Raw genomic sequence first — 13,292 nt, forward strand, 5'->3', positions numbered from 1 at the left:
AGGAATTATTAATGCAAAAAATCATCGCACATAATAAGCAGGTAGAAATAGCTGAGGAAGAAGCTCCAGAGATTAAACCCTCCTATATATTAATTAAAACGCTTTATTCGGTAATTTCACCAGGTACAGAATTATTGGCGATTGCCAGCAGCGAGGGTAAGAAGATTCCTTTAGGATATAGTGCGATGGGAGTTGTCGAGCAATGTGGGAGTGAAATAACTGATGTAGTAAAAGGAGACTTCGTTGCATGTTACGGTGCGCCTTACGTGCATCATGCGGAATATCTTTTAGTACCGAAAACATTGTATTCAAAAATTCCTTCAGGCGTTGAGCCAAAAGAAGCTGCTCTTGCTGGAATTGGCGCGATTGCAATCCATGCATTGCGTACCGCGAAATTACAATTTGGAGAAACAGTTGCTGTAGTCGGTTTAGGTCTACTCGGCCAAATGATTGCTAAAATAGCTAACGCAGCAGCCTATAACGTCATCGCATTTGATCTACAAGAAAGCAGGTCAAATATGCTTCATAAAGAAACGAAAATTGAAGCTTATTCACAGCTTGAAGATATGGAATCGGCAATCTCGCAAGCAACGAATAATAATGGTGCAGATGCAGTATTATTATGTGCAGGTGGCAAACGTTCCCCGTTGACACATCAAAGCATCAAGTGGATACGTGATAAAGGGAAGGTAGTCATTGTTGGTGATGTTGAACCTGATTTCCCAAGGGACTTGATGTTTGTTAAGGAAGCAGAGTTATTAATTTCACGTGCTGGTGGTCCTGGTAGATATGACAGCGTTTACGAAGCAGATGCGATTGACTATCCGTATGGATTTGTTCGCTGGACGGAAGGAAGAAACATAGCGGAATACATTCGGTTAGTCAGCGAAGGGCGCATTGACGTAAGCACATTTATTACAGATGAGATCAAATTTGCAGATGCACCCGGAGCGTTCAGAGATTTGCTGAATAAGCAATCTAGTACATTAACAAAGCTGATAGAATTTTAGTTTTATTAATAGCTTGAAAATCGAGAGACGGGAAAACAACCAAGAAATTGACTGACAGCAACCTAATAAACAAAAGGAGACGAATAAGTATGTTAAAAGTTGGAGTAATCGGAGTAGGTTCTATTTCAGATCATCATATTAAACCATATCTAGCAAATGAACAGGTGGAATTGTTTGCATTGAGTGACATTAATGAAGCGCGATTAATAGCGAAAGGTGCATTCCATGGAGTGACAGAGTTATATAGTGATTATCGTGAACTGTTAAAGAATGAAGCAATTGACGCGGTAAGCATTTGTACTTGGAATAACGCCCATGCAGAAATTGCAATTGCTGCATTAGAAGCTGGAAAACATGTATTGGTTGAAAAACCATTAAGTATGACTGTGAAAGAAGCGGAAGCAGTTGAAGCTGCAGTAGAAAAAACAGGGAAAGTACTGCAAGTTGGCTTTGTAAGGAGACACGGTGATAATGCAAAACTACTAAAAACATTTATTGATAATGATGAATTAGGAGAAATCTATTACGCAAAAACATCTTGTATTAGAAGACTAGGAAATCCTGGTGGCTGGTTTAGTGACAGCTCAAGATCTGGTGGCGGTCCATTAATTGATCTAGGTGTTCATATGATCGATATATGCTGGTATTTTATGGGCAAACCTCGTCCCGTTTCCGTCAGTGGTAATACGTATAACAAATTAGGTAACCGCAGTAACATTAAAAATCTATCCTTTTACAAAGCTGCAGATTACGATCCACACCTAAGTGATGTAGAAGATTTAACAAATGCCATCATTCGTTTTGAAAATGGCGCATCCATTTTGGTTGACGTGAGTTATACATTACATGCAAAACAGGATGAATTATATGTGAAGCTTTTTGGTGAAAAAGGTGGCGCAGAAATTGAGCCAGAACTAGCAATAGTCGCAGAAAAATATAATACGATTCTAAACGTTACCCCGCAAATTGATAATCTAAGCTTCGATTTTGAAAAAGCATTTCAAAATGAAATTAACCATTTCGTGTCAAGCTGTTTAGATGGTACAGAAAATATTGCACCTGTATCAGATGGCGTGCAAGTAATGAAAATGCTAAATGCTATCTATGAATCTGCTAAGCTAGGCAAGGAAGTTTATTTGTAGGTGATTACCATGAATGCAAATGTTGTCATTGTTGGCGGAGGACTGGGTGGAGTTGCGGCAGCATTAGCTTCTTGTGATAAAGGCTTGCGCGTTTTGCTAACAGAGGAAACAGATTGGCTTGGTGGTCAAGTGACATCGCAAGGAGTTCCACCTGACGAACATCAATGGATTGAGGAATTTGGTTCGACCAAACGGTATCGCGACTATCGTAATAATGTAAGGGAAACGTATTTACGAACGATGAACGTGAAAAATGAGGAAGCATGCTTTAATCCTGGAAACGGTTTAGTTAGTAATATTTGCCATGATCCACGAGTTACATTGCATGTATTAAATGAAATGCTTCTGCCATACGTTTTGACTAACCAATTGAAAATAGAATTGAACACTAGAATTACATCAGTGAAAAAAACAGAGGGAACCATACAAGAAATGACGTTCAAAAATATGCAAACTGGCAATCAATTTCGAGTGAATGCACCTTATTTTATTGATGCAACAGAGGCTGGGGACGTGTTACCCCTCGCAAGCTTAGAATATGTCACAGGTGCTGAAGCGAAATCCGAAACAGGAGAGGCTCATGCACCAGACACTGCCAATCCCAATGATATTCAAGCATTTACTTATGTTTTAGGGATGGAATATCGAGCGGGAGAAGACCATACAATTCCAGAGCCTGAAATGTATCATTTTTGGAAGGAATTCCATCCTGCGATTTGGCCAGACAAATTTCTAAGTTTCTATGCACCGCATCCAATCACAAAGGAAAAAAGAGAATATACGCTTTTCCGTGAAGAGACAGGATTCCCGCTGTGGGAGTACCGGCGAATTTTTGATAAGAATCAATTTGAAACACCCAGTAATAACGGTGATGTTACGTTGATGAATTGGCCACAAAATGATTACTTTCTAGGAAATATTTATGATGTATCAGATAAAGAAAAAGGAAAAAATGAATACCAAGCAAAACAGCTAAGTCTATCCTTATTATATTGGCTGCAGACGGAAGCACTTCGGCCAGATGGCGGGAAAGGCTATTCCGGACTAAAACTAAGAAAGGATATTTTTGCTACAGAGGATGGATTGGCGAAGGCTCCATATATAAGGGAATCAAGGAGAATAAAAGCCGAGTACACAGTTGTTGAACAAGATGTTTCTCCTGATTTCAATGAGGGGAAAACTGGAAAAATATATCATGATCGTGTCGGGATCGGGTCGTATAGTATCGATTTACATCCAAGTATGGCTGGTCGAAGTTATCTTGATATTCCTGCACTCCCTTTTCATATACCATTAGGTGCACTGATTCCGAAAGATGCTGACAATCTGCTTGCCGGATGTAAAAACATCGGTACAACCCATATTACAAATGGTTGTTACCGACTACATCCAACCGAATGGAATATTGGTGAAGCATGTGGGGCGTTAATTGCTTTTTGCTTGAAAAATAATATAGAGCCAAAAGCAGTACGGAATGAAGAAAAGCTGTTGGCTCAATTTCAGGATGAGCTAAGGGAAGATGGATTTGAACTGGAATGGCCAGAAGAATTTTACCAATGAGGTGAGCACTGTGGGTAGACAAATAGGAGATTTTCCACTTGAAGAGTTACGCAATTATCGTCCGAATTTAGGTAATAAACCAGATGACTTTGATGCTTTTTGGGCGGAGCAGAAAATGAAAATGAATGGATTTCACCCACATGTAAAGATTGTGTGGAGAGATTATGCTGTACCTAGTGTGGAAGTAGCGGATATTACGTTTATGAGTTGGGATAATACACCGCTAACAGGAATTCTGGTCAAGCCTAAAGGAATGGAGAAGTGCCCGGTCATTCTTAGTTTTCATGGCTATACAGGGAATCGTGGATTAGCAGCGGATGTCTTAAAATGGACGACGTTAGGCATTGCAGTTATTGCTTTTGACGTTCGTGGACAAGGAGAATCCCCTGATTTTAGTAACTATAAAAACGGCAGCAGAATTCCCGGGTGGATGCTTCTAGGTATACAGGATCACGAAAACTATTATTATACAAACGTGTATCGTGATATCCTGTTGCAATTAAACTGGCTGCAATCAGAGGAGTCACCTGTAGTCCCGACAAAATTAGGTGTGATGGGTGCATCCCTTGGTGGCGGCTTAGCACTCGTTGCAGCAGGAGTGGAAAAAAATATCGACTTTTGTATTGCTGATTGGCCGTTTATTGCTCATTTTGAACGAGCGTTAGATATTGCTTTAGCTGGACCATATATGGAAATAGTTAACTATTTCAAATGGAATGATCCTGAATATAAAACCTACGAAAAAGTGATGAAGACGCTAGGCTATATTGATAGTGTCCACTTCTGTGAAGGGATTACCTGCCCAACGTTAATGGCGGTCGGGTTGGAGGATGCGATAACCCCTCCATCAACAGTATTTGCAGCATTTAATCATCTAAAAGCGGACGATAAGACAATTGAAGTTTATCGTCAGTTCACGCATGAGTTTAATCCATTTCATGAGGAAAAGAAGATAGAATTCTTGATGAAACAATTAGAAAATTAAGGGGGATATTTATGAAAATCAGTGTAAGCATGTATAGTTTAAACTCAACGGTTCAGAAGGAAAAATGGTCGATTGCAGATTTTATTAATTATGCAAAAAGCATTTCATTAGATGGAGTAGAGTTGCTTGATTTTTACTGGAATGATAAGGGAAAAGAATTGAAAGAAACGATTGCTGTCTTAAAGAAGCATAACTTAGCCGTCTCCGCCTATGATGTTACGAATAATTTTGTGAAGAAATCGAGTGCAGAGCGTGCAATCGAAATTGCCAAAGTGAAAGACGGAATTCAAACTGCAAAACTATTGGGAACTAATATTGTCCGTGTATTTTCTGGTGACCTGCAAGGCCAACTAACTTATGAAGACGCCCAAGCATGGATTGTTGAAGGGTTAAAAAACTGTGCTGAATCTGCAGAAAAAGAACAAATTTACTTAGCAATTGAAAATCACGGCCTGCTAGCAGGAAAAAGTGAGCAAGTGGAAGAAATCATTAATAAAGTAGGAAGTCCGTTCGTCAAATCAACATTCGATACGGGAAACTTTTTATTAGTTCATGAAGAACCAAAAGTTGCTTTTGATCGATTAAAAGACAAAATTGTGCATGTTCACTTTAAAGATTTCCGTGAAAAGGCCGCAAGTGAATCAGTAACAGGATTTCTTTCTACCCAAGGAATGGAATTAGTCGGTACTGTTCCCGGAGATGGCCAAGTAAATCTAGCTTATATCGTACAGGGCCTAAAGGATAGCAATTATGATGGCTGGTTATCAATTGAGTATGAAGGATTTGAGGATGCACAGGTGGCAAATGAAGAGGCAGTTAATAGATTGAGAGAGTTATTGAAGTAAATAGGTTCCTGAGATGCTCACCAAAACGGAAGAGAGCACTATAGAATAGAGTAAGAAAATCATTGCTGCAGTGAATCAACTACAGAAATTACAAAAAATGAGGGAGGTTAGGTTAAGGGATGCGCACAATAATATTTACTAAACTAGATAAAATTGATTTTACCACATCTACAATAGAGGCTAAAATTATTGAATCAACAGATCGATTGACTGAAGAAAATGGAGTATACCTATTAGAAGATAATGAAATTGATTCAGTCAACAATGATACAGATAAAGTATTTATTCCTTCAACAATGATAGAAACGACTAAAGAAAATGTCCACGTCTATTTCGAATTAGAGCAATATCCATTTTTTCAAAAGGCAAAAGAAGTCATTGCAAATCGACAGGGAGTGCTTCGTTTTAGAAGAACGTTACCCATAACCCAGAGTGAGAGATTAATAGCTAGTGATTTAGTTGTGTTTTCAGAATTCCTTGGTGAACCACTGGATGTACAGGTGAAACGTACAAATCCCAAAGCTACACCCAATCATACGATTGTAACTATAAAATTTGAAAATGGGACAATGGCACATTTGGAGTATACAGTATCCGATCTCTATAAAGAGGAGCAAATAGAGTTTGAGTGGAGCGGCATAAAGCAAATTATCGAATTTAATAGTGAAGAAATGAAACCGATTTATCCGAGAAGGTATACAAGGCTTCCATTGACCTATTCAGTTGATTCTATCTTAGCGACCGCACGTAAAGTAAATCAAGATTTATTAAATCGTTTGGAGGAGTTTAACTCCCTGTTATCTGGAGGTGTTACGAAATGAAAATTGGTATGATGAGTTTTGCACATATGCATGCATATAGCTATGCAGAGAGCCTGAAGAAAATACCAACTGTTGAAATCGTTGGAGTTTTTGATGACGACCTTGAGCGTGGACAGGAAGTAGCTGGTAAATATCATACAAAGCATTACAAAGACCAGGAGGAATTTCTAAAAGAAGAAATGGATGCGGTTATTATTTGCAGTGAAAACATCCGCCATAAGGAAATGGTACTTAATGCGGCAAAAGCGAAAAAACATATCTTATGTGAAAAGCCAATTGCAACAACGATTAAAGATGCAAAAGAAATGATAGAGGCCTGCGAGGAAAACGGCGTAATTTTACAAATTGCTTTTCCAGTTCGTTTTAGCTCGCCAATTGTTGAGTTGAAAAAGCTGATTGATGATGGTGAACTAGGTGATATCGTAGCTTTTCGCACGACAAACCGTGGGCAAAATCCAGGTGGCTGGTTTATAGAAAAGAACCTATCTGGTGGTGGTGCAGTATTAGATCATACGGTACATATGGTGGATATCATGCGCTGGTATCTAGGAGAGGAAATCATCCAAGTTGACGCAATCGTTGACTCCTATTTTCACGATATTTCCGTTGATGACGCAGGAATTCTCACTTTAGATTTTGAAAATGGTGTCATTGCTACACATGATGCGAGTTGGTCACGATTTGCAGAATATCCAATGTGGGGCGATGTAACAATTGAAGTAATTGGCACAAAACAAACCGTTAAAGTCGATGCTTATAAGGAACATCTTCGAATGTATGCGAATGATGCAAAATCGTTAAGCCATGTATTTTACGGGAATGATATGGACTTTGGCTTGATACAGGATTTTGTGGAATGTGTGGAGCAAGGAAGAGTACCGTCAATCACAGGTTTTGATGGGTTAAAGGCACTAGAAGTAGCACTTGCTGCGTACAAATCAAGTGAAATGGAGTCAACAGTTAAACTGTAGAAATTCAATGGGTACCTAGATTAAGGTGCCTATTTTTAAGCGAAGCTTTATTTTTATAAGAAATTAGTCTACTCGAAGGGAGAATGAATGTAAATGGAAATTAGACGCGTAAAAGCAAATGAATTTGAACAAGCAATTCAATTAGCGGATAAAACATTTCGAAAAGAAGGTCATATCTCAATGGGAGAAGCATTTCCTCAGGTGTTTTCAAATGATTTACAACTATCTTACGGTGCATTTGATGGAGAAAAGCTCGTCAGTTTTATTGGTCTAGTCCCTTCAAAAATTCATGTTGGCGAATCCGTTTTAAATGTATTTTCAATCGGGGCTGTTTGTACGGAAATTGATTATCGTAATCAAGGGATATCTAGTGCTATTTTAAAAGAAATTTACGATTATATTGACAAAGCGGAAGCAACATTATTATTTGTTTCTGGTGATCGAGGGTTATATCTAAGAAATCAATGCGATCATTTTGGCAGGGTGAGTAAATATTCTATTGATCGGGTTAGTATTGGTGTTACGGATGATGAGAAAATACGGCTGGCTAAAAATACAGATATTTTTCGGTTGGATCAGTTAAGGCAGGATAAGAGAGTAAGTTTTGAAAACGGTATTTGGGAATGGAAAATGTTACTTGAGGCAGGTGGATTTGCAAGTATCTTTAAGATGAAACAAGCATTGTATGTAGCAGAGAAAAATAGCATTTTAAATGGGTATGCAGTAATTGGACTGCCGACCGAAGCAAGTAATTATGAGCATGGAATCGTTACGGATTGGGGCGGTGAGCCAGAAGCTGTACATGGTATATTGGCAGACCTATTACAGACTAACACGGTTTCAAGAATTGAAATTAGTGTGCCATGGCAGGATGAATTGAACAGCGAATTAACTGGATATAAACACGAGATAAAGAAGAATGGCGGAACGGTGTACATTGTAAATGCTGGAAGGTTGATTGAGCAACTTGGCCCCTACTTCCGGGAAAAAGGTCTGACTCAAGAGCTTGAGGTAACTCAAATTGAAGATGGAAATGTCTTGCTAAAAATTGGCGAGATAGAGAAGACTTTAACTAATGGGATATTAGTAGAGTTGTTGTTTGGATTTGAAAGTGATATTAGGGAGTTAAATGGCGTGTTTCCTGTACCGTTGCCAGGGTTGGAAGGAATTAATTATGTGTGAGTTAGAAAAAATTTAGTTTTAAGATGTTTCTTTAGGTATATCTGATTGTTACAAGAATTTAGCTCTAAAAGGTAGAATAACGCTTACCAACTCAGCGCAAAACATTGATTAAACATCCGAATCCAATCATATTTTATATAGGTATCCAGGCTCTCTGAAGTTCTTTAATCATCCTATTAAAGTAAAACTGACTGCCATTAAGGCGGGGTACCCTTTGTATGGGCTAATGATATGCAAACAAATAATGTAAAAGAGGGATAGATGTGGGGGGAAATAAAGGTTTAATGAAGGAAAACCAATTAACATGGTACAGTCCAAAAGAATATCCATTCCAGATAAATGGTTTTGCCTGGTTTAAACAGGAAAATATGTATCGCAGACTCCCTAAACAATTAGTGCCAGGATTTCCTAGCAGAGTTAACGAACTAGCGAATAATACTTCTGGTGGACAGATTCGCTTTAAAACAAACGCTGTTAAACTTTCAATTAAAGCAGAGCTATCAGAACCAGCAACAATGGGGCATATGACAGCTGTAGGACAGTGCGGCTTTGATTTATATATAGGGGAACCTGGTAAACAGCAGTATTTTTCTTCCGCGATTCCACCAATTCAAGAAACATCTTATGAGAGTATTTTGTGGGACTTTACTGGAGAACCCAATCAGTTAAGGGAAGTTACAATTAATTTTCCACTTTATCAAGGTGTTTCAAAGGTGCTAATCGGAGTGGACCCAGATGCTTCCATCGAACTTCCAACACCCTATGATTCTAAAAAGCGAGTCCTATTTTATGGTACATCCATTACACAGGGGGGATGTGCAAGCAGGCCAGGTATGTCTTATACAAATATTTTAAGCAGAAGATTTCATTTGGAACATATTAATCTAGGATTTTCTGGCAGCGGAAAAGGGGAGAAAGATGTTGTATTAACAATAAGGGAAATCGAAAATCCTGCTTGTTTTGTAATAGATTATGAAGCAAATGTAACACCTGAGGAGTATGACGCGACATTAGTTCCATTTATACAGTTATTTAGAGAATATCACCCATTTGTACCAATCATCGTTATTTCCCGAATTTATCATGCACAGAACATAATACCAAAACTCAATAATGACTTTATGAAACGTAGGAATCATTCTGAATCAACTGTAGAAGAATTGAAGCGTAATGGGGATGATCGGATTATGTTTGTGGATGGTTCAACCTTGCTTGGTGAAAGATGGCATGAATGTACCGTTGATGGTAGTCATCCTAATGATCTTGGGTTCATGAATATGGCGAATGGTTTGGAAATACCTTTGCGGTCGAGTTTGAAGATGGCAGGGGTTTTATAGTGGAGCTTGATTTGGTCTATATCGAAGTTATGAGTGAATATAGTAGCGATTATATTGTGGTAATTGAACTTTAATAAACATGGATTCTGATTTCTCCATGCATAAGGATTAGGATTGGCAACTGCTAAAAGCTTGTATAAGTCAAGCGTTCAAAAATTCATATGATAATAATTTGACTTTTACCTTACAATTACAGCAAAAAGTAGGAATAAATGATCAAATCATTTGTAACTTTCTATTTTTATATTGACATTGAAATTAGGCTAGTATATTTTTAGAAAAGAAGGAATTATTCAAATTCAGATAAATAAAAGGTGGTAAAATTCCCCTTATTTTAGAATAGGAACTTTATCAAGAACATGGGGAGATTGAAACTGTTAACGGTAGATTAGCAGATTCGTAATACATTGGTTTAATGAATCTCTCTTTATTTAGAATTATTATGTAAGCGCTACACATTAAAGGATAGAAGGTATTACTAGAAAATAACTTTGCTTCAGCTATTAATTAAAAAATGCAAAAGAGGGTGGAAGTTCACATGAAGTTTTACCGACCATTAAGTTTACTACTATCAATAATTTTAATTTTTTCAATGCTCCCTAATTCAACGTTAGCAGAGATAGCGGATGATGACATTATTGAAGTAGAAGCAGCTCCAATCGATCCGACAGTTAGCGTAGAAGGCCCGAGACATGAAATAGATTTTGTTGACGAAAGTATTGAGGGAAAGGCAGACTTCATCGCACTATATACAGAAGAGTTTGCAAGTGAAATTCTTGTGAAAAAGTTTTGGGTGGCAGTTCAGGTAAATCATAATAACCAAGTGGTAAGAGTAGTAAGTCAATCAAATAATGGAGCGGCACCTATTTGGGAGGATGAACAGTACTTGGAAGTGCCCGATGGAGGATACGTTTTATTAGCCCATGATGATTCATGGAATAATAAAGACTTCCGAAAGTATTTAGCAACGAATTTTAAAGTTAATGATGTGATCAAGTTACGGAAAAATGGAGAAGTTGTTCCAATTACTGAATTTATGACAGGTGAAGGGTTAATTGCAGGTATTAACTTAAATAATGCTTTAATGTATACCGTCACCGAAGCCAAAACTGAAATAACAGGGTCTATTAGAAATTTTGAAGAAGATGAGAACTATCAGTTGCTAGCGAATGGACAAGAGGTAGATTTCACAACCGATGGGACATTTAGCCATTCAGCTGAATTAGAAAAAGGTACGAACTACATCGATTTAGAAATCTATAAAAATGGAAGCTTGCATGAAGTCCAATCCTTAGTTGTGTATTATAAGGAAGCGAAAGCGGAGGAAAAAGAAGTATTTCTATGGGTAGAGCAAGGACCAAATGCGCGTAGATTCCAATCGTCAGAAGATATTTATCATATGCTTGTGGAGGCAAAGGATGCAGGAGTAACTGCTATTGCACTGGATGTAAAAGGTGTGGAAGGATTTGCTGCCTATAAAGAAAATGATTTGACTGGAAGACCATACATCAGTGAAATGACTTCACCTTCCAGGGCAGGGGCAAATCCAGATATCGATCTTTTAGAAGAATTTATCAAACATGGCCATAGTCTAGGATTAGAGATTCACGCAGCTTTGAATGTATTTGCTGAAGGTTCTATTGCGCATGATGAATATGCTGTTCTTAATGATCATCTACATTGGGAAGAGCAAGTATATCGCTATGAGGACAATGGGCAAATTTTAAGATTGCGAGAAAGTAAGTATGGCCAAAGTGGTGCATTAGTAGCATTTGTGAATCCAGCACATCCTGAAGTACGAGACTTTCAATTAAAATCGTTCGAAGAGGTTATTAAGAACTATGATGTTGACGGCGTACTATTAGACCGTGGAAGATACGATAACTATTTTGCTGATTTCAGTGAGGAATCCAGATTGCAATTTGAAGCATATTTGGATGAACGAGGAAAAAAGTTAACCAACTGGCCAGAAGATATTTTTACGTATGAAGGAAGCACTCGAATTGATGGTCCATTAATTGATGAATGGTATACGTATCGATCAAGTGTGATCAAAAGTTTTACGAGTGAGGTAAGAGAATTAGTTGATCAATATAATGAGGCAGAAAATCGAGATGTTTTACTATCTTCCTATGTTGGTTCTTGGTATGAATCGTATTACTTAAATGGAGTGAACTGGGCTAGTCCAACATTCGAATATGATGAAAGACTACAATTCCCTCAGGAAAGTTTATATACAGAAGAATACTATGAAACTGGCTATACGGACGATTTAGATTTCTTAATGATCGGTACTTATCAAACGACAGCAAATGAAGTGAAAAAGTATATTACGCAAGGAAATATTTTAACCGATGGACAAATTCCACTCTATGCAGGGATGGCATTAGCGAACGTTCAGGATCCAGCTGTTCAAAGAGAGGTTTTCCAAGCTGGTTTAACAAACACGAATGGTCTCATGCTTTTCGATTATTCACAGGCAAACTTTCCAGTAATAAAAGCGTCGATTAATAATGAGGATTATGTCAAAGATTATCAATTAGGAATAAGTAATCCCAAAGATTCATCAAATTTTATTGAAGGGGATTTCCTAAATATTAATCGTAATGATGAAAATATTAATGTCTTCACAGAAATATTTGGACCGTCGACCGCTACTAATAAATGGGGTGTTGAAGCAGTTGTGGATGCTTCCGGTCAAGTAGTAAAAATGGTAAATAAACGCCAGGCAATGGATTGGAGCTGGGGAACACAGGAAGATAATAATAGTTTGATTCCAGAAGGTGGATTTGTTATCTCTGCTCAAGATTCATCTGGATCCAGAGAGAAACGCCAGCTCGTTGCCAATAACTACAATATAGGTGACGATGTAAGAGCTGCTTTGTTAAGTGGATTTTTAAATTATGAAGGGCAAATGTTTAATAGCCTAAGTGTTGATTTCCGTGGGACGGTTAAAGTTGTTGGTCCGGGTGAAGCGGAAGTTACTGTGAATGGAATTTCAGCTAATGTAGAAGAAAACGGTGATTTTTCAAGTGTTGTCGAACTGCAGCCAGGAACAAATGAAATAGAGATAGTCGTTTACGTTGATGGACTTAAAACGCATCATAAAGTAGTACAAATGACTGCTGCAGAACCAACTTTAGAAACAGTAAGAGATTTGCTGGAAGTTTCTGTGATAAATCCAGAGGGGATCCGGAACTCTCTATTTGTTCAATTGCGTAATGCTGAGAGGGATTTTAGCAAAGCGGCAGAGTTTAGGGAGGAAGGAAAAGACAAGCAAGCAGAGAAATATGAAAATAATGGGTATGGAAAACTAGAGGAAATCAAGGAGCGAGTTAAGAACCATGTTGGAAAGCATATTGATGAGGAAGATGCATCCGAGCTTATTAACATGCTTCAATATATTATCGAAAAACGTACGATGACAGATTATTAAATG

At 37.9% G+C, this 13,292-nt stretch carries 10 protein-coding genes; all 10 read left to right on the forward strand.

Annotated features, from left to right (window positions below):
- Nucleotides 1-11: 11 nt before the first annotated feature.
- The 10 genes from CWR45_RS05380 to CWR45_RS05425 all read left to right on the forward strand — a co-directional run bounded on the left by CWR45_RS05380 (nucleotide 12) and on the right by CWR45_RS05425 (nucleotide 13,289).
- The gene (locus tag CWR45_RS05380; RefSeq protein WP_115748767.1) at nucleotides 12-1,010 is read left to right on the forward strand and encodes a zinc-dependent alcohol dehydrogenase; all 999 of its coding nucleotides are present in this window, start codon (nucleotides 12-14) and stop codon (nucleotides 1,008-1,010) included.
- Nucleotides 1,011-1,099: 89 nt separating this feature from the next.
- Complete coding sequence (locus CWR45_RS05385; protein ID WP_115748768.1) at nucleotides 1,100-2,152, forward strand: Gfo/Idh/MocA family protein; 1,053 nt, start codon at nucleotides 1,100-1,102, stop codon at nucleotides 2,150-2,152.
- Nucleotides 2,153-2,161: 9 nt separating this feature from the next.
- Nucleotides 2,162-3,712 carry an FAD-dependent oxidoreductase gene (locus CWR45_RS05390; RefSeq protein ID WP_115748981.1) on the forward strand — a complete coding sequence of 517 codons (1,551 nt, stop codon included), beginning with the start codon at nucleotides 2,162-2,164 and terminating at the stop codon, nucleotides 3,710-3,712.
- 10 nt (nucleotides 3,713-3,722) lie between these two features.
- Entirely contained in the window at nucleotides 3,723-4,697 is a 975-nt protein-coding gene (locus CWR45_RS05395; RefSeq protein WP_170138793.1) for an acetylxylan esterase, read from the forward strand.
- Between the two features lie 11 nt (nucleotides 4,698-4,708).
- Nucleotides 4,709-5,542 carry a sugar phosphate isomerase/epimerase family protein gene (locus tag CWR45_RS05400; RefSeq protein ID WP_115748770.1) on the forward strand — a complete coding sequence of 278 codons (834 nt, stop codon included), beginning with the start codon at nucleotides 4,709-4,711 and terminating at the stop codon, nucleotides 5,540-5,542.
- Between the two features lie 119 nt (nucleotides 5,543-5,661).
- Nucleotides 5,662-6,363 carry a hypothetical protein gene (locus CWR45_RS05405; RefSeq protein WP_115748771.1) on the forward strand — a complete coding sequence of 234 codons (702 nt, stop codon included), beginning with the start codon at nucleotides 5,662-5,664 and terminating at the stop codon, nucleotides 6,361-6,363.
- Nucleotides 6,360-7,334, forward strand: a complete 975-nt coding sequence (locus CWR45_RS05410; RefSeq protein WP_115748772.1) for a Gfo/Idh/MocA family protein — start codon at nucleotides 6,360-6,362, stop codon at nucleotides 7,332-7,334. The genes CWR45_RS05405 and CWR45_RS05410 overlap by 4 nt, the downstream gene beginning before the upstream one ends.
- Before the next feature lie 93 nt (nucleotides 7,335-7,427).
- Nucleotides 7,428-8,516 (forward strand): GNAT family N-acetyltransferase, encoded by a 1,089-nt coding sequence (locus CWR45_RS05415; protein WP_115748773.1) that lies wholly within the window; start codon nucleotides 7,428-7,430, stop codon nucleotides 8,514-8,516.
- A gap of 263 nt (nucleotides 8,517-8,779) precedes the next feature.
- Complete coding sequence (locus CWR45_RS05420; RefSeq protein ID WP_115748774.1) at nucleotides 8,780-9,853, forward strand: SGNH/GDSL hydrolase family protein; 1,074 nt, start codon at nucleotides 8,780-8,782, stop codon at nucleotides 9,851-9,853.
- A gap of 538 nt (nucleotides 9,854-10,391) precedes the next feature.
- Nucleotides 10,392-13,289: a family 10 glycosylhydrolase gene (locus CWR45_RS05425; RefSeq protein ID WP_170138794.1), complete on the forward strand. Its 2,898-nt coding sequence runs from the start codon at nucleotides 10,392-10,394 to the stop codon at nucleotides 13,287-13,289.
- Nucleotides 13,290-13,292 lie beyond the last annotated feature (3 nt).

Source organism: Oceanobacillus chungangensis (genome assembly GCF_003369565.1).
In the GTDB taxonomy this organism is placed as follows: Bacteria; Bacillota; Bacilli; order Bacillales; family Amphibacillaceae; genus Oceanobacillus; species Oceanobacillus chungangensis.